Origin of the sequence: Streptomyces sp. NBC_00466, from assembly GCF_041433995.1 — a bacterium.
Taxonomy (GTDB): Bacteria; Actinomycetota; Actinomycetes; order Streptomycetales; family Streptomycetaceae; genus Streptomyces.
Map to the genome: position 1 here is coordinate 97,304 of NZ_CP107897.1, position 17,947 is coordinate 115,250.

A 17,947-nucleotide genomic window follows, 5' to 3' on the forward strand; every position below is an offset into this window, starting at 1 on the left:
TTTCGGGTGACACAGCGAGGTTGTGGCGCATCTCAGCTCTCACGGCCCGGAGCATGTCCCATTCAACGTCAACTGGACAGGCCCCCGCCTTGAGCGCAGCGACGGAACCGCATGGCATTTCGACGGCACTCAACTGTTCCCTGACGATCAACAACCCTCGTGATCAATAGACCTAGGCACTGTTTCTCGGATCATGTTCGGAGCCAGATGACGAGGGCTGCGAGTGTGACGGTGCCGAGGTAGATGTAGGCGCGTTTCTCGTAGCGGGTGGCGACGGCGCGGAAGCCTTTCAGGCGGTTGATTGTGCGTTCGACGGTGTTGCGTTTCTTGTATCGCTCGCTGTCGAAACCGGTGGGACGGCCGCCTCGGGAACCGCGATTCTTGCGGTGTCTCTGCTGGTCGAGGCGTTCGGGGATGGTGTGCCGGATTCCGCGTCGTCGCAGGTAACGCCGGGTTTTCCGAGAGGTGTAGGCCTTGTCCGCGAGGACATGGTCGGGCCGGGTCCGGGGCCGGCCGACTCCGGTTCGGGGCACGGAGACCTGCTCCAGTACTCGCTCGAACTGGGGGCCGTCACCGTAATGTCCGGGTGTCAGGACGAGGGCGAGTGGCCGGCATCGCCCATCGGCGGCAAGGTGGATTTTGGTGGTGAATCCGCCGCGGGAACGTCCCAGACACTCGCCGATCTGACCACTTCCTCCAGCCGGACTGCCAGTTTCCTCAACACCGGATCGACCTGGTTCGTCCCCCCAGCGATCCCCCTTTGAGGGACCGCGACCGCCGGCGCCTTCCTCGCGCCGGCGGCGTGCTGGTGGGCCCGCACAACTGTCGAGTCCACCGACACATCCCAGTCGATCCCGCCCACCGCGTCCTCGGCCGACTGGATGCGGGACAGCAGCATCGCCCATGTCCCATCCGCTGACCAGCGGCGATGTCGTTTATAGACCGTCTCCCACGGCCCGAACCGCTCCGGCAGATCCCGCCACTGCACACCGGTCCGCACCCGGTAGAGAACCCCGTTGATCACCCGACGGTGGTCGCTCCACCGACCACCACGCGCACCACCAGGAGGTAAGAACGACTCCAGCCGATCCCACTCCGCATTCGTCAGATCCCCACGACCCATACAGCCACCCTCGCCCCAACACCCCACCCACGTCAGGAGATCCGAGAAACAGTGCCTAGGACATTGGATTCCTGTCGGCTCGACCTGTGTCCCGCCCAAGCTCATCCTGCCCAACGATGGGCGGGAGCCCCTGTTCCTGACGGACCTCGTCCAAGACGCTGAGCACGGTCTCCAAGCTCACCGTTGAGAGGCCGGCGGCGCGCAGTGCCACCTTCCGTATCCCCGCGTTTTCGAGGCCGCTCAACACATCGATCTGCATCTGGGATTGCTCACCGACGTTGTCGTCCAACCGCGGGGGTTGCGGAACCAGGATTCCGAAGCTCCGTTCCTGAGCGGCCAGCAGCTCTGCTGTGCTCGTTCCGTACGCCTCAGCCAGCAGCGGAACCAACGACTTCGACAGCCGGCGCTTGCCACCTTCGGCCTTGCGAACGGGACTGGGGCTGAGGGTCTTGGTGATCGCGCTCGTGTCTTTCTGGCTGTACCCGGCGTCAGTGCGTAAATCCACGAGGTCCGGCAGACCCACCCGGGGAAACAAGCCGTCAAGGGGCTGACCCACAATCTGAGCGAGCCGGGGCAACCTCTCGGGGGGCGGAGTGGTGTCGCCGCTCTCCCAACGTGTAACCGCAGGTTCCAGGACGCCCACCTCCTGGGCGATCGCCGCCTGCGTGAGGTCGGCCGCCCGGCGCACTGCACGAAACCGGCGACCGTCGAAGACGCGTGCGGGCATGGTCTACTCCTGCGCTCGATCGAGTTCAGCCAATATATATGAAGCACTTGATCGGGTCTTCGAGAGGATATAACTTTCCCCAAGTGACCCTCATGGTGCGAAGCGACTGCCTGGACCACCCACAAGTGACATGGGCTCATACCGTTGCTCCATGGCACCCCCTGTGGGTCGAGGATCCCATGTCCGGCCCGCCCGTCGAAGGCGGCAACCCGCCATGGGAACGGTGCAGGCCTGAGCCGGGCCGGCCGCACAGACCGCTGTATGCCCATAAGGCTGTATGCCCATAAGAGGGCCCCGCTGCACCTCCTGACGATGCGAGCGTCACTGCAGTTGACATCACCTCAACAAGGGCCGCTGCCACATGACGAATGACAAGAACACCGGGACGGTCCAGGTGCGACCGGCAGCGATCAGCCGTGTGTACGTGGCCGATTACGCCCGAGCCGAGCTTCTCGTGACGATCACGCTTCTTGCCGAAGTATCCCTGCTCACGGTCCGGCTGCGCATGCCCATCGGCTGGGCGCACGTCAACCGACCAGCGGACCTGGTTACCGAGAAGGCCAGGGGATCGGTCGAACCCCGCACTGTCCCACGTGACCGTCGACAAGCTTGGCCGGCTCGCATCCCCTATGTGAAGCCCTATCGGGAGACTCCGCCGTACCCAGCAAGAACGGAGGGCCGAGCCGCGCCCCATCAAGTGCACCGGCCCTGGGAAGTTGCCCACTCCCTCGCCCGCACTGCGGCCGGCCCAGCACTGTCCATCCACATCTGAACGCCCCCGCCCAAGCCGTCTTGGCCGCCTGACTCCCAGGCCTGTAGCAGTCCTCTGTGCCGCGAGTCCACTTCGTGCTACCCGGAAACGGATTCTCTTGCCACCCACCAAGGCCCTGCGCGCTCTTGCGGTCGATCCCTCGCAGCCCGTGCCTGCCGCTCACCAATGGATTGCTACAACCCCCAGCCGCATCGCTCCTGATGGCTACTCGTGGATGCAAGCAGTCTGCTGGGCCTACCATCGCGGCTCGTACCAGCCTGCACGTGGGCACGGGCCCCGACTGATCGGGGAGACCACGCTGCGCGTCGCGCGTGAGCTTGCTCGCCTTTCGCCCTGCCGTCCTGGAGTTGACTACCTTGTCCGCGTACTCAAGGTGTCCAAACGGACCGTCCAGTACCACCTGGGAATTCTACGGGAGACCGGGCTACTCGCCTATCGCGTCAAGGGCACACGATTAGCCGGGGAAGGCAGCCGCGCCAGTGAGTTCGTCTGGACCATCCCGGCATCCTTCGACGTCGACCTCCATCTCGTCACGCGACCCTGCGACCGGTACATCCGGTCCCTGCGAGGCATCGCCGATGAGGGGCGAAGGCTGATGAAACGGCTCGCCAAGATGGCCCGCGACATCATGCGGCGCTCTCCCCGCCGTCGCTCCGTCAACTCGTCGGCCGAGCACCCCTCCCGAAAGACTCGTTGCACCCCAATGGAGGGAAGTTCAAATCGTTCTTCTACTGCGGGTGTTACTCCTTCCCCCCCTGAGACAAAGCTCGACCGTGCGACTGGCCGGTCTGTCACCCCGAGCAAGCCGAAAGGTCTGCGCCAGCTCAACACTGTGGCACGCCGGTACCAGTTGGCACGTGAGCTGACCCAACAGGTCGACTGGCTCCGCAGCAGTTCGATCCCCCGCGTCGCCTGGGTGGCCCGCGAAGTCGCCGACGCCGGGTGGACCATCGAGGAAGTGCGCGCTTGGCTGCACCTTCGCGGCGGAACTACGCGTGTACGGCGAGCCACAGGGTTCCTGGCCATCCTGCTGTCCCATGCCTCGGGGACCCTCGACACACCGGCTAAGCGCTCTACAGCCGTTGCGCGTTGGCGTGACGCGGAAGAGACAGCCCGGCGTACTCGCATCCGGCAGGAACGCGCACGCGCCGAACGCTACGACTGCGAATGGCGGGCCCCCCGGAGCATGGCCGTTCGCCGTATGGTCGCCCACGCCCTCGCACCGAAACCCGACCCTCAACAGAAGGTGGCGGCACTCCCTAATCTCGGAGGACCACAGAACCTTACCGGGGAGGAACTAGAGGTCATGCGCGAGACTGCACGAGCCGAGTACATGCAGGGCGAGACCGCCCTAGTCACCTCCGCTGTCAACGCATTCGGATGTCACGTCGCAGAGTCGATGTACGGCCGCGAACTGGTCGAGCGCTCGCTGCGGCTGTCTCGTCACACGTCTCACATGTCCCTGGCCCGCAGATAGGAGGGCGAGATGACCCGCGAGATGGACACGGCCCGATGTCGTACGCGCCGTCGTACCCACCAGCTCCGACCGTACCGTCACAGCTCGTCCCGCGGTCCGGACTGCGGAGGCCCAGGCACCGATCCTCGACCAGGAATCTCATCGCCGGGCTACCGACCTGCTCCGGAGGCCTACCTGCGCAAGCCGCTCGGCATCGGCCGAGGGGCATCGCCCGCTCACCACACACGAAGCGGTCTTGGTGGTGAAATGAGACGAGCAGTTCAATTTGGCATTTCCGAAGTCGACTGCATACTGTCGGCGAATTCGCGGACAGTATGAGATTTAAGGGATCTATACAGCCGATGCAGTTGACGGACCTCCCGGAGCGTGAGGGCGTCGTCAACGTGCACGTCGACCAAGGGGAGCCCCTCTATTTCACGGTGCAGCTTGGGAGAACGGGCTAGCGCCCGTCGACGGGTGACTTCCAACCAACATGCAGTGGCAACCGTGCGCCCCCGGTCAGCGCGGCCGTCCTTAACAGCATGCCCAGACGCCTGATCGAGCAATTCAGGTGACGCCCAACTGGCAAACAGATAGGTTGTGCTGTCTCGAATATCGACCACTCGTTGATGCAGTTGTTCCCACGAGTTGCGGAGGTTGAGCATGTCCTCGATCCGTGACCGGTCCGGAGTGATCATGAGTTCAGGAGTTGCCTGCCGCAGAAGGGCCCAAGGCCGATAGAGAAGCTGCCTGCAATACCAGGAAATGGCAGACCTCATCAGCGGCTCGAGTGCTGCGAGCGAACAACCCAAGGCGACGAGAATGAACCGAGAGTCGGAGAGCCAGAAACAAATCAGGCGCAGCGCTGGTGTCGGTGAATCAAAATATTCGATACCGCGGAACGCTTGGTAAGGTATTTCCGCACTAGTGCCCAGGGCAATGGCAATGAGGCTGGCTCGCAGGATAGGGCTGCTCACGGCAGTGCTCTGTCGCCAAAACACGATACCGGCGCCGGCTGCGGTGATCGTACCGAAAGTGAGCCAGGAGACTGCGTATGGTATCCACCAGCCGTTGGCTTGGATTCCAAAACGATCAGCGACCGGGGTGAGGGCGAAAAAGGTCACAGAGAGGACGGCCATGATGGCTGCGCAGGCAACAGGTGCCCTGCGTATGAGAGGGGCGGGGCGGCCCTCGGATTTTTGCAACGACACAGCGAGCCACCACACACATGCGAAGTCGCAGGTCGCCAGCAGTGAGACCGCTAACTCACTCGCCTTGGCCACTTCGGTCGTGGTATCGATCCAGTTCGCGATCGGCTCCTGTATCGATACCGTTCCGAATGCCATGACCGCAAGTACCACCCATAACGGGCGCTGCTTCCTGTGTCGTATAGCAGGAAAACGCAAGAGCAGAACTGCCCATACAGTGATCAGGGTGACAGCTCGTAGCGTCTCGACCCAATGGGGGACGTTATGCATGGGCCGCCCCTCCAGACACACCAAAGAGGTCACGCACACGGCGTTCAGCGGCGGTTCTCTTGGTGTGGCGCCGTTTATGTTCGACGCATGCCAGCACCATGGATGAGAAAATCTCCGCTAGTTCTTCTGTTTCATTGCTGTACGCCGGGGCTCCAGCGAGCCGCTCTTCGATCTTATGCATACCGACGTCGAGGAGTTCTCTATTTTCAAATTCGAGCATGTGGCAGATCTCGTGAAGAATGATGTGATCGCGATAATAGCCTTTTGCCGATGCGCGGTAGAAAATGTGGTCAACCGTTCCGTCGTCATGCCACACGCCTGAAGGGAAGGATGGCTGACTGATTGGGTGCAGGCGCAGTTGGCGACCGCGGGTCCGCTCAAGCGACTCACATAGAGTCTCGATGCGCCACGGCTGTGGTATCTCTGGTAATTGCGATATAAGACTTCTCGCAATGCTACGCATGGAGGCGCGTGTCATGTGCCACTCCGTTAGCCGCTTCGGACATCGTCGCATCTTGGCTCCGATCTGTACGCCCCGCGCAATGCGTTGCGCTGATGGTTCTTCAGTCCCATGAAGCCTTGGATCCAAGCGATAACCCGCAGAGGCCTTCACCTCTGTACGCTCACTTGCCCACCGCTTCTTCAATGCGTACCCCGCTCCCCTGGCAGCGCCCTCCCGGCCTGACTGCTCCACCCCTGGTGCCGTGTGAAGGAACTTACCCATCGTATGCATGTGCTAGCCCGGTTCGTTGGTCCTATGCCACGAAGAGGCGTTCGCGGTCACCAGCTTGACCATCTACCGTGGCTGCGCATGAATGATCTCCGATCAGCCATCCGCGCCAACCGCATGTTCGACGGCAGCACTCTGTGGGAGGGGCCGGTCATGGTCCTGGTCGACGACGGGAAGATTACCGATGTCGATCGGACGGGCGCCCTGCCCCCTGACGGTGTCTCCCTGACCGATCTGGGTGATGCCACGCTGCTGCCCGGCCTGGTTGACGCCCACACGCACCTCGCCTTCGATCCGCAGGGCCACACCGAGACACAGATGCTGGGCGACAACGACGCGACGGTCCTGGCCCGCATGCGGACACACGCCCAACAGGCCCTCCGAGCAGGTATCACCACGGTGCGCGATCTCGGCGACCGTGGGTACCTGGCTCTACAGCTCCGGCAGGAGCGCCAGGAACTTCCGCACATCGTTGTGTCAGGCCCGCCCATAACCCGCACTGGAGGCCACTGCTTCTACCTCGGCGGCGAGGCGGACGGGTCAGAGGAGCTTGCCGAAGCCGTGGCTGACCGGGCTCGCCACGGAGTTGACCTGATCAAGATCATGGCGACGGGCGGCATGTCGACCGCTGGCTCTGACCCCGGAGCCGCTCAGTACACCCCGGCCGAGCTACGGACAGCTGTACGGACCGCACACGAACTGGGCTTGCCCATCACGGCGCACGCCCACGGAGCCGGCGGAATCGCCGCGGCTGTCGCCGCCGGTGTGGACGGCGTGGAGCACTGCACTTTCATCACTCGCGACGGGATCCGGCCCGACGAGCAGATCGTGGACGCCATCGCCGCTGCCGGCATCTTTGTCGGCTGCACCGTGGTGCGGCCGCGCGCAGGCATGCCCGCTGAGGTACTGGCCACCGTCGAGCCCTACTGGCAAAACCAGGCAGCCATGTATGCGCGCGGCGTGCGCGTGGTCTGCTGCACGGATGCGGGGATTAACCCCCACAAGCCACATGACATCCTCCCCAGTGACGTGACCTACTTCGCCTCGCAGGTCGCTCCGAATGCTGCTGCCCTGGCCTCCGTTACCTCCCTCGCGGCCGACGCCTGCGGCCTGGGGCACAGGAAGGGGCGGCTCGCAGCGGGATACGACGCAGACGTACTGGCGGTCAGCGGAAACCCCGTGCACGACATTGCGGCGATACAGAAGGTCAGGGCGGTTTTCCGGACGGGTGAGGCGGTGTACCGATAACGAAGGCGACCGCAAGCGTCATATGGGCGTGGCCGCCGTCGCCCTGCTCCTGGACGCCTGCTTCACTGCGGGTGGATTCTCCGACAACCTCGGTGGCACACAGCCGATGCATCACGTCGCCGCCACCAGCCCTCCGCCCCTCCGCGTGAGCAAAGCATGGGCCGACTCCTCCTACCGCACCAAGGACATCGACCACGGAGCCGCTCTCGGCATCAACATCGAAGTCGCCCTGGCTTCGTTGATCTCCAAGAACAGCGTTTGTCGACGGTTTCCGAAGACGGCTACCCAACGTCACCACCGACTACGTGCCAGAGCCGCTCGTTTGACAGCCCCCCGCTCGGGCCGCAGATCTCTTGTGAATATCGCTCGCCAGAGGTTCGCTTGGACGCTGGGCGGCACACCGGGCAGCCATGGCCTCTGCGGACGTCGGAGCGCCGAATACGGAATATCGACTCGACCCTGATCCATTGGACCGACCATGGGGTCTCCAGTCCCCGATGCCTCTCCACACCGCCCCTGCTGGGCACGTTCTGAATTTCGGATCGGAAATGATGCGGGATCAGTCCGTGTCGGTGCCGGTGCAGCCGGTGTCGAGCTGGAGGTAGGTGCGCCGGCCGCCGTCGTACTCCCGGGCGGCGGCGTGCGGAACGCCCGATGCAGGGCGTAGAGGACGGCCTCGACGGTCGCTCCGACGCGGAGGTTTTGCGATGACGTCACCGGGCTGGCGGAGACTCCGGCGGAGGGCTGGACCCATCGGGCCCGGCTTCGCTGGGAGCGGTGGCCGATGCGTCTTTCGCGGCGGTGTGCACGACCGGGTGCCGGTGCCCGTGCACCGCGGCCCATACGACGGACACCACCAGGACCACCACCCCCAGCGCTGTCAGACCGAACAGCACCTCGGACACGGAGCCGGCGGTCAGCTCCGCGCGGTTCAGCCGACCGTCGTCCAATACGCCTCTGCTGAGCAGGGCGGCCGCCGTGAGGCCCGCGACGTCGGCGCTCAGGACCATGGAGAGGATCCATGTCTGGCTCACTCGCAGCCATCCGACCGTCAGGCCGCCGATGACCAGGCTCACGACGGACGTCGGCAATGACGCAGTCGCCCCGTCGATGTGAAACCGCGCGTCCAGCCAGGCTGCGGCACCCAACGAAACCAAGGCGAAGAGAAGGGCGCCGGCGCAACGCCACGCCGTCGCCAGGAGGGTCCGTGGCACGGGAAGCGGTTCGGTCGCCGACTCGGCGGGAGGATCGGTGGGAGACATGCCGCCATGATGCCGTCCCGTCAACGCGGGGCGTCGTGCTTGCCCCAGTGCGATGGTGAATCAGGACTATGCCAGCAGCAACTCGACCGCCAGCCGTACGGACTTGGTCTCCGCACGGAGCAGTGCCCCTCCTTGCAGAGGGACACCGCGAGGCCGACTGGATCATTGCGGGACTGTGGCCCCGCTGCCCAGTGCGACGGCAGCCAGCACGGCTGCATGGAAGCTGTCCAGGCCTTTGTCGGGGACCGTAGCGGGACTGCCGGTGAGGGTGTACCACTCTTCGGCGCCGGTGTACTGGACCGTGACACTGGCGAGGCCACCGGCGAGCCGGGCGGTGTGGACGGTGAGGTCGCCGGTGATGACGCCCACCTCATCCGTCATCGCACCGCCGGGCCCTGCGGTGACTTGGCCCTGGAGCACGGCGGATTCGGGGTTCGGCATCAGCTCTCGCAGGTGTCGAGCATCTGCCCCAGTGCCGCCTTCTCCGGCTCGGTGACGTTCAGCTCGTAGACGTGCTTCACGTCTACCCAGGCCCGGGAGTAGGTGCACCAGTACGACTTCAGCGGGGGCTTCCACATGTCCGGGGTCTGGTCGCCCTTGGACCGGTTGGACGCGGCGGAGACCGCGATGAGCTGGCTGTGGACCAGGTCGTTGGCCAGCGCCTTGCGCCTGTTGGTGTCCCAGTTGTCGGCGCCGGCCCGCCATGCGGCGGCCAACGGGACAACGTGGTCAATGTCGAGCTGACTGGCCGAGGTGAAGGTCTTGCCGTCGTACTCGCTGTACCAGGTGCCCTCCACGGCCCGGCACTTGTCGTCCTGGATGACGCCCTGCCCGTCGCGCTGGAGGACGACCTCGCGAGTGTCGCACTGACCGTGCTGCGTGATCCAGTGCGGGAACTTGGCCCGGCTGTACCCCGTCATCGCGTGCGGCGCTTCGACGTTCAGCTCGCCGAGCTCGCTGCGAGCGACGTCGACAGACGGAGGCTCGGGCAGCGCCCGGTACGACGCCGGCGCAGCCCGGGACGCACTGGCCGGTGCGGAAGCCGACGCGGGCAGGAGGGCGGCGGACAGGCCGCCGAGGGCGGTAGCGGTGGCCACAGCGGTGCGCAGCCATCCACGGGAAGTGATCATGCGTCACAGATAGCGGTACTCCGCCCGCGCAGAGGACATCGTCACCCGTGCGAGGGCGCGCCCAGTACGCCGCTGACTGAAGGCCCGTCACATGGCGAGGAGTGCCCAACGGCGGCGGCCGCCGTGCTCCTGATCCGTATCAACCCCGCACGACACCACGCCCAGCACCGCCAGCTCGTGGAGCAGCGTGTCGTCGGTCGGGGCCTGATGCTGCTGGTGTGAGAGGACCATGACCAGGGCGTGCTCGTCCTGGTCGGCGAGGTGGACACTGATCCTGGGCCCCTCGTCGACCGCGGCGGTCATCAGAGCGGTCACCACCCGGTCCAGGGCTGCCCGGTCAGGCCGGTAGCCCCACTCCCCCAGCTGCCCGGCCACCAGGCGACAGGCTTTCGCAGGCGCCCACGGCTGGGCTTCCAAGGCCCAGTTCGCACCTCGCCGGTTCGCCATCGTCACCACCGAACGGCCACGCCCCGCAACCGCCGTCCCCGCGCCGAGCGGCCCGTAGGAGCGCACCGGTTCACGCTGCGGGCGAGGCGGCTCCACGGGCTTCTTCGGCGGCGGCGGGGTCTTCGGCGGATACGACGGCGGGGCCGGGCTCTCACCGGTGTGCAGCGGTGTAGTCGTCACAGCAGCCTCCCCGAGGCAGTAGCCAGGCCGGTACAGCCAGTGAGCCCATCGTAGGGACCGGCTGGTCCAATGGGGTCCCCACTCGTCAAATAGTTCTCCACCCGCGGGTGCTGAGCGCCCGTCGGCGGACGGGGGCTCGGTACCGCAGCCCCCGTCCCGTCGCGGTGAGAGTGAGCGGCGGTGGCGGGCTCGGTGCGCCTCCCTCAGAGGGCTTTTGAGTGTTTGAGGACGGTGGTGTGTGAGACACCCAGGTCTGCGGCGATCTTTTGTGCGGATTCCCCGGCGCGGCGGCGTTCGGTGATGAGCTCATCGGGAAGGTCGAGGGGGCGCTGTCCGACGGTCCGGTTCACACCGGCTTCGGTCAGGCGGGCTGCGATGGTGTGCCGGCTGACTCCGAGTTCCTGGGCGATCTGCTGGATCTCCTGGCGTTCCTCAAGGTAGCGCCGGGCGATCTCCTGATTGCTGAGCGGGAGTTCTTTGTGGCTGCCCCTTCGGGGGATGTGGTGCCGGCACAGGATCCGGAACACGGTGCGCTCACTCATCCCGTGGGCGTCGGCCAGCGCTCTGGCAGATTCGCCGTCCTGGTAACGGCTGATGATGTCCTGCACTCGATGCTCCGCACCGGGATGAACGGGCCGCCGGCTGGGTGTGCGCGCCGGGGGGACCGCGGGAGCGGCCAAGCATGCTGCAGGGAACGCGGCGGCCCGGTTGCGGGCTCCGGCTTCGGTCATGAGCTGCAGAGTAGGACAGCCAAGAGGGGTTGGCGAGAGGCGACGGCGCGCGCCGACTGACCTCGGCGGGCCGGGATTTCATGGTTCCGCTCGCTCCCCGTGAACGCGGCTGTGGTCGGTGGGGCGGGGCGCGTGGGCGGGTGCTGTCAGGGACTGGTCGGAGACTTTCCGTGATAGTCCGTGGTCACGGATTCGGGGGTGTTTCTGTCCGTGGAGGGGCGGGAGGAGACCGGCGTTTCGGATGGGGTTGGGGGACTAGGGTGGGGGCTTCCCTCGACCTGCCCGGAGGTGCCTGCCCGGTGGCTGACAGCTTTGTTCACCTGCACAATCACACGGAATATTCGATGCTCGACGGGGCCCAGCGGCTGGGTCCGATGTTCGAGGAGGTCGCGCGTCAGAGCATGCCGGCGATCGCGATGAGCGATCACGGCAACATGTTCGGGGCCTACGAGTTCCAGCAGGTGGCGAAGAAGCATCCGGGTGTGAAGCCGATCATCGGGATTGAGGCGTACGTGGCCCCCTCCTCCCGGCGCTCGCGTAAGCAGGAGTTTTGGGGGCCCGGTGGTGTGCGGGCCATGTCGGACGACGGTGAAGGGTCAAAGGACGTCTCGGGTGGCGGCCGCTTCACCCACATGACGATGTGGGCGCAGAACGTCCAGGGGCTGCGGAACCTGTTCTACATGTCGACCGAGGCCTCCTACACGGGCCAGTTCCCGTCCGGGAAGCCGCGGATGGACATGGAGCTGATCTCCGAGCACGCCGAGGGGATCATCGCGACGACCGGCTGCCCCTCGGGTGCGATCCAGACCCGGCTGCGCCTGAACCAGTACGACGAGGCCTGCAAAGTCGCCTCCGAGTACCAGGACATCCTCGGCAAGGAGAACTACTTCCTGGAGCTGATGGACCACGGCCTGGACCTGGAGCGCAACGTCCGCGAGGATCTGCTGCGCCTGGCCAGGGAACTGGACATCCCGCTGCTGGCCACCAACGACGCCCACTACGTGCTGGAGGAGCACGCCGACGCGCACGACAACCTCCTGTGCATCGGGGTCGGCAAGAACAAGGACGACCCGAACCGGTTCCGGTTCAACGGCTCCGGCTACTACCTCAAGACCGCGGCCGAGATGCGCAGCCTGTTCTCCGAGCTGCCCGAAGCGTGCGACAACACCCTTCTGATCGCGGAGCGCATCGAGTCCTACGAAGAGGTCTTCGCCCCCGAAGACGAGATGCCGCAGTTCCCGGACGTCCCCGAGGGCGAGACACAGGAGTCATGGCTGCGCAAGGACGTCCTCAAGGGCTTGGAGATGCGCTACGGCTCCCCGATCCCTGACCAGGTCATGGAACGGTTCGAGACCGAGATGACGGTCATCGGCCCGATGGGCTTCTCCTCGTACTTCCTCGTCGTCGCGGACATCGTCCAGCACGCCCGCGACAACAAGATCCCCGTCGGTCCCGGCCGTGGATCGGCGACCGGCTCGATCGTCGCCTACGCCACCCGCATCACCGAGCTGTGCCCCCTGGAGCATGGCCTGCTTTTCGAGCGGTTCCTGAACCCCGAGCGCATCAACCCGCCCGACGTCGACCTCGACTTCGACGACCGCCAGCGCGACGCGATGGTGCGCTACGTCGTCGAGAAGTACGGGGACGAGTTCACGGCGATGGTGAACACCTTCGGCAAGCTGAAGGCCAAGAACGCGATCAAGGACACCTCGCGGATCCTCGGCTACCCCTTCTCGCACGGCGAGCGGATCACCAAGGCGCTGCCGCCGGACGTGATGGGCAAGTCGATCCCGATCTCCGGGATCTTCGACTCCTCGCACCCGCGCCACGGCGAGGCCGGCGAAATCCGCGCCCTCTACGACAACGAGCCGGACGTCAAGAAGGTCGTCGACGGCGCCAAAGGCGTCGAAGGGCTGATCCGGGGCACCGGCGTCCATGCGGCCGCGGTCATCCTTTCCAAGACGCGGCTCACCGACCGGATCCCGCTCCACATGCGCGCCAAGGACGGCGTGAAGATCACCGGCTTCGACTACCCCTCCTGTGAGGACATGGGGCTGGTCAAGATGGACTTCCTGGGCCTGAGGAACCTGGGCGTCATCGACCACGCGATCCAGAACATCCGCGAGAACCGCGGCATCAACCTGACAACCGACACCGTTCCCCTCGACGGCTCCCAGGCCATCCCCCTGGACGACAAAACCACCTTCGATCTCCTGGCCCGCGGCGACACCTTCGGCGTCTTCCAGCTCGACGGCGGCGGCATGCGCACCCTCCTCAAGCTCATGGAACCCTCCCGCTTCGAAGACATCGCAGCCGCCCTCGCCCTCTACCGCCCCGGCCCCATGGCAGCCAACGCCCACACCAACTACGCGCACCGCAAAACCGGCCGCCAGGAAATCGCCCCGATCCACCCCGAACTCAAGGACGCCCTCGAACCGATCCTCGGCAACACCTTCCACCTGCTCGTCTACCAAGAGCAGATCATGGCCATCGCCCGGGAACTCGCCGGATACACCCTGGGCGGCGCCGACCTGCTGCGCCGGGCGATGGGCAAGAAGAAGCCCGAGGTGCTGGCCGCCGAATGGGACAAATTCCATGCCGGCATGCAGGGAAACCAATACTCCGAAGAGTCCATCAAGGCACTGTGGGACGTCATGCTGCCCTTCTCGGGTTACGCGTTCAACAAGTCCCACACCGCCGGATACGGGCTCGTCTCCTACTGGACTGCCTATCTCAAGGCCAACTACCCAGCCGAGTACATGGCCGCCCTCCTGACCTCCGTCGGCGACGACAAGGACAAGGCCGCGATCTACCTGGCCGACGCCCGCAAGCTCGGCGTCCAGGTACTCCAGCCGGACATCAACGAGTCCGTCGCGAACTTCACCGCCATCGGCGACGACGTCCGCTTCGGCCTGCGCTCGGTCCGCAACGTCGGCGACAACGTCATTGAGTCCCTCGTCGCCAGCCGCAAGGCCAAAGGCAAGTACGTTTCCTTCTCGGACTTCCTCGACAAGGCGGACCTGCCGGCCTTGAACAAGCGCGCCGTTGAGTCCCTGATCAAGGCAGGCTCATTCGACTCGCTCGACCACTCCCGCAAGGGTCTGTGCGCGATCCACGAACCTGCCATCGACTCTGTCATCCCGGTGAAGAAGGCGGCCGCCTTCGGCCAGGATGACCTCTTTGCCGACTTCGGCGGGAGCGACAGTGAGGAGCCCGGGTTCGGGCTGGACTTCCCCATCGACGAAGGCGAATGGCCCCGCAAACAGCTCCTCGCCAGCGAACGCGAGATGCTGGGGCTGTACGTATCCGCACACCCCCTGGACGGAACCGAGCACATCCTCTCCCGCCACCGCGACACCACGATCAGCGAACTCCTGGGATCCGGGCGCACCGAAGGAAACGTGCGCCTGTCCGGCCTGATCACCGGTGTCGACCGCCGCATGACCAAACAGAGCAAAGCCTGGGCGATCGTCAACCTCGCCGACCGCGACGGCGAAATGGAAGTCCTGTACTTCCCCGCGTCCTACGAGCTCGTTCAGCACGCGCTGATCGAGGACAGCGTCGTCTCCGTAGAGGGCCGACTCAACGACCGGGACGGTGCCGTCAGCATCTTCGGCCAGGAACTCCAGGTCCTGGACGTGTCCTCCGCCGAACACGGCGGCCGGCCCCCCGTCCAACTGTCGTTCCCCTCTCACAAGGTCAACGAGCCCACCGTCAGGAAACTCAAAAGCATCCTGTCCGCGCACAAGGGCGAAAGCCCCGTACGCCTGCAGATCCGCACCCCGCTGAAAACTGTCGTCTACGAGCTGGGATTTGAAGTCGACCCGACCTCTGTCGCCTCCGACATCAAGGGCACCTTCGGCCCCACCGCCTGGCTCGGCGTCGCCTGAGCAGCTGACCTCAGCGCGGCGGCCACACGATGGTGCCCGCCGCGCGCACCGCTCAGTTGCGTTCGCCGCCGTGTCAGCTCCATAGGTGGTGTTCGGCCCAGAGAGTCAGCAGGCCGGCTGCGCCGGTCCCGAAGAACTCCTCGCCGCGAAGGCAGCTCACCGCGAGCCGAAGCCCCTGGACAGTGGAGAGGGCGAGGAGACCAAGGGCCGGGTCGTAGATCTCATGGCTGCTCTCAACGCGAGCGTCGAGGCCAGCGCCGCGGGCCGCTCGGACGGTGGACACGCGACCGTCCACGATCTGCCCGACCACGCGGCGAAGAAGACCACGGGCACGAAGAAGACGTCCGCCGCGGAGAAGACCGCAGCCAAGAAGACCACCGGGAAGAAGGCAGCTGGCCGAAAGCCGAAGAGCGCATAGAGCGGTAAGCCCGGGCGACTCCCTCACTCGAAAGTCACTGCCAGCTGTGGCGCCTTGCCCACAGGCCCGCCGCACGCTTCGATGTGGGCGGGCCGTGAACGCCCGGCCGCGTGAAGCAGACCCCCCGCAGCTCTTCACCCAGGACCGGCCAGAAGCATCACCACGCACCACGCGTACGACACCGGCAAGGACACATCGCTTCGTCCATGGCAGCCGGGGATTGGCCCCAATCGCCGAGCTGGTCGGGCGGATTACGGAAACAAGGGCGTGCACCGACCCGAGGGGCTGGTGCACGCCCTGCAGCGCACAGTGGGGTGCGCGTCTGTCAGTCGAGCTCATTGTCGGCCGAGCCCTGCTTGCCTCCGTCAGGGATGCCCCCCCCGCCTCCTCGGATGGGCCTTGACCCCTGATGTTGGACACACGAGACACTGGATCCTGAGGATCTGAGAACGGACATCTCGTGGTGATGAAGAACTATCCGCCGCAGTTCAAGGTGGACGCGGTCGCGCTGTACGAGTCGCGGCCGGAAGCGACGATCAGGTCGGTCGCAGCCGATCTGGGGATCAACCCGGAGACGCTGCGGAACTGGGTTCGGGCAGCCGGGGTGAGCCGTCCCCGAGGACGTCGGACGCAGGAACCCTCTCAGCCGCCGGCCCCGTTGGAGGCGGAGAACGCCGCCCTGCGGAAGAAGGTCCGCGAGCTGGAGGAGGAACGCGAGATCCTGCGCAAAGCGGCGAAGTATTTCGCCGGGGAGACGCGCTGGTGAACCGCTTCCAGTGTGTCGCTGACCTCCAGCGCCGTTACGGCGTGAAGCGGCTCTGCAGCATCCTTGGCGTCAGCCGCTCGAGCTTCTACTACTGGCGCCGGACAGCCACGGACCGGGCCGCCCGGCAGGTGGCCGACGCCCGCCTGGCCGCCCGGATACGGGCGGTGCACCAGGAATCGGACGGCACCTACGGAGCCCCGAGGATCACCGCCGAGCTGCGCGAGGAGAACGGTGCGGCGGTCAACCACAAGCGGGTCGCCAGGATCATGCGGGAGTCGGGAATCGAAGGGGTCCGGTTGCGCCGACGGCACCGCACCACCGTCCCCGATCCGGCTGCGACCAAGGCGCCGGACCTGATCCGCCGCGACTTCACCGCGGACAAGCCGAACACGAAGTACGTCGGCGACATCACTTACCTGCCTATCGAGGGCGGGAAGTTCTGCTATCTGGCGACCGTCATCGACCTCGCCTCGCGCCGTCTGGCCGGCTGGGCGATCGCCGGCCACATGCGCGCGGACCTCGTGACCGACGCCCTGGCCGCGGCGATCCGCACCCGCGGCAGCCTCGCCGGATCGATCATGCACACCGACCACGGAGCCCAGTACACGAGCAGGGCATTCGCCGAAGCATGCAGGTCAGCAGGGGTTCGGCGAAGCATGAGCTCGGTCGGGTCCAGCGCGGACAACGCACTCGCCGAGTCCTTCAACGCGACCTTCAAACGCGAGACCCTACAGGGACGAAAGAGCTGGCCGACCGAGCGCGAGGCCCGCCTCGACGCCTTCCGATGGCTCCACCGCTACAACACCCGACGCCGACACTCCCGCCTCGGACAACGATCACCAATCGACTTCGAGAACGCCTTCCACCGCACACCAACTACGCTGGCACAAGCCGCATAACCCGTGTTCAGGATTCGGGGTCAAGGCCCGATACCTGCTGAGGCGCCTCGTCCTCCGCGGACTCGGCACGATCAGCCGACTTCTGCGCCTTGTCCTCCAACGGTTCGTGATTACCCATGACCGGGACTCGCTTTCATGCGGAGGGTGATTGACGACACCGCTGACTTGCCCACTCCGAACACCAGTAGTCCGGCTTTGGGACTGGTAGGCCCGCATGTTCAAGAGTCGCGTATTCGCCGTAGCCGTAGGCCGATCGTCACCCTGTGTCGGTGCCCTGCGGCATGATGACCGGCGTGAACACCGAGATAGTGATAGACGTCTGGCAGCGGCTTCTCGCCGACCCTCGCAAGTCGTGGGTGCTGTTCGAGCATGGCACTTGTGTCGTGCTGACCGCTCCGGAAGGGGAGCTTGCTGAACAGGCAACGGACCTCCTGAAGAAGTTCGGCCCGGCGCATGCCGGATCTTCGGCAGGAGACTTTGGGGTGATCGACCTCAAGGACGTCGAGGGATGGGTCGTCACCGGGCATCACAACGACGTCCTTACCTATGTCGGCCCCGATGAGCCTCAGGATCAGTCGCAGATCGCTGTCGGGCTGTTCGGACGTTCCAAGCGCCACCGGGACGGCACCGAGCTTCACGTCGTCCATATTGAGGACAAACGCGGCTCAGCGGACCCAGCGTAAGTACCGC

The 17,947-nt window shown here is 65.4% G+C and carries 14 protein-coding genes; 5 read left to right on the forward strand and 9 right to left on the reverse strand.

All coding sequences use genetic code 11. The features are described 5' to 3' along the window. Positions 1-191: 191 nt before the first annotated feature. The 4 genes from OG210_RS33055 to OG210_RS33070 all read right to left on the reverse strand — a co-directional run bounded on the left by OG210_RS33055 (position 192) and on the right by OG210_RS33070 (position 5,872). A protein-coding gene (locus tag OG210_RS33055; RefSeq protein ID WP_331741065.1) for an IS5 family transposase occupies positions 192-1,123 on the reverse strand; the annotation gives its coding sequence in 2 pieces (ribosomal slippage) (positions 192-773 and positions 776-1,123; 930 coding nt in all). Positions 1,124-1,178: 55 nt separating this feature from the next. Continuing rightward, positions 1,179-1,850, reverse strand: a complete 672-nt coding sequence (locus OG210_RS33060; protein ID WP_328335924.1) for a helix-turn-helix transcriptional regulator — start codon at positions 1,848-1,850, stop codon at positions 1,179-1,181. 2,509 nt (positions 1,851-4,359) lie between these two features. Continuing rightward, positions 4,360-5,424, reverse strand: a complete 1,065-nt coding sequence (locus OG210_RS33065) for a DUF6545 domain-containing protein (RefSeq protein ID WP_328335923.1) — start codon at positions 5,422-5,424, stop codon at positions 4,360-4,362. A gap of 124 nt (positions 5,425-5,548) precedes the next feature. Further along, positions 5,549-5,872: a hypothetical protein gene (locus OG210_RS33070; protein ID WP_328335922.1), complete on the reverse strand. Its 324-nt coding sequence runs from the start codon at positions 5,870-5,872 to the stop codon at positions 5,549-5,551. A gap of 495 nt (positions 5,873-6,367) precedes the next feature. On the opposite strand from OG210_RS33070, the gene OG210_RS33075 reads away from it, so the two are divergent. Continuing rightward, positions 6,368-7,534, forward strand: a complete 1,167-nt coding sequence (locus OG210_RS33075) for an amidohydrolase family protein (protein ID WP_328335921.1) — start codon at positions 6,368-6,370, stop codon at positions 7,532-7,534. Between the two features lie 713 nt (positions 7,535-8,247). Here the strand turns inward: OG210_RS33075 and OG210_RS33080 are convergent. From OG210_RS33080 to OG210_RS33100, 5 genes are all read right to left on the reverse strand, one after another. Beyond that, positions 8,248-8,625, reverse strand: a complete 378-nt coding sequence (locus OG210_RS33080) for a hypothetical protein (RefSeq protein WP_328335920.1) — start codon at positions 8,623-8,625, stop codon at positions 8,248-8,250. A 333-nt stretch (positions 8,626-8,958) separates the two neighbouring features. After that, the gene (locus OG210_RS33085; RefSeq protein ID WP_328335919.1) at positions 8,959-9,237 is read right to left on the reverse strand and encodes a hypothetical protein; all 279 of its coding nucleotides are present in this window, start codon (positions 9,235-9,237) and stop codon (positions 8,959-8,961) included. Then, on the reverse strand, positions 9,237-9,926 hold the full coding sequence (locus OG210_RS33090; RefSeq protein WP_328335918.1) for an HNH endonuclease family protein: 690 nt from the start codon (positions 9,924-9,926) through the stop codon (positions 9,237-9,239). Before OG210_RS33090 ends, OG210_RS33085 begins: the two co-directional genes overlap by 1 nt. Before the next feature lie 87 nt (positions 9,927-10,013). Further along, a complete protein-coding gene (locus OG210_RS33095) occupies positions 10,014-10,553 on the reverse strand; it encodes a hypothetical protein (RefSeq protein WP_328335839.1) in 540 nt (179 codons plus the stop codon). 203 nt (positions 10,554-10,756) lie between these two features. After that, entirely contained in the window at positions 10,757-11,161 is a 405-nt protein-coding gene (locus tag OG210_RS33100; RefSeq protein WP_331719782.1) for a hypothetical protein, read from the reverse strand. A 422-nt stretch (positions 11,162-11,583) separates the two neighbouring features. Here OG210_RS33100 and dnaE point away from each other — a divergent pair, with 422 nt between their 5' ends. From dnaE to OG210_RS33120, 4 genes are all read left to right on the forward strand, one after another. After that, the gene (gene dnaE, locus OG210_RS33105) at positions 11,584-15,174 is read left to right on the forward strand and encodes a DNA polymerase III subunit alpha (protein WP_331719905.1); all 3,591 of its coding nucleotides are present in this window, start codon (positions 11,584-11,586) and stop codon (positions 15,172-15,174) included. Positions 15,175-15,259: 85 nt separating this feature from the next. After that, the gene (locus OG210_RS33110; RefSeq protein WP_328335915.1) at positions 15,260-15,592 is read left to right on the forward strand and encodes a hypothetical protein; all 333 of its coding nucleotides are present in this window, start codon (positions 15,260-15,262) and stop codon (positions 15,590-15,592) included. Between the two features lie 460 nt (positions 15,593-16,052). Then, positions 16,053-17,257 (forward strand): IS3 family transposase gene (locus OG210_RS33115; RefSeq protein ID WP_328330467.1). Its coding sequence is split into 2 segments (ribosomal slippage): positions 16,053-16,344 and positions 16,344-17,257, totalling 1,206 coding nucleotides; the frame shifts between segments, so codons are not numbered across the junction. A gap of 281 nt (positions 17,258-17,538) precedes the next feature. Beyond that, positions 17,539-17,940 (forward strand): hypothetical protein, encoded by a 402-nt coding sequence (locus OG210_RS33120; RefSeq protein ID WP_328336015.1) that lies wholly within the window; start codon positions 17,539-17,541, stop codon positions 17,938-17,940. Positions 17,941-17,947: the final 7 nt, after the last annotated feature.

Excerpts from the sequence above, each read along its gene's own strand:
- OG210_RS33060 (WP_328335924.1), bottom strand. The coding sequence starts at position 1,850 with ATGCCCGCACGCGTCTTCGACGGTCGCCGGTTTCGTGCAGTGCGCCGG.
- OG210_RS33065 (WP_328335923.1), bottom strand. The coding sequence starts at position 5,424 with ATGGCATTCGGAACGGTATCGATACAGGAGCCGATCGCGAACTGGATC.
- OG210_RS33075 (WP_328335921.1), top strand. The coding sequence starts at position 6,368 with ATGAATGATCTCCGATCAGCCATCCGCGCCAACCGCATGTTCGACGGC.
- OG210_RS33085 (WP_328335919.1), bottom strand. The coding sequence starts at position 9,237 with ATGCCGAACCCCGAATCCGCCGTGCTCCAGGGCCAAGTCACCGCAGGG.
- OG210_RS33090 (WP_328335918.1), bottom strand. The coding sequence starts at position 9,926 with ATGATCACTTCCCGTGGATGGCTGCGCACCGCTGTGGCCACCGCTACC.
- OG210_RS33120 (WP_328336015.1), top strand. The coding sequence starts at position 17,539 with ATGATGACCGGCGTGAACACCGAGATAGTGATAGACGTCTGGCAGCGG.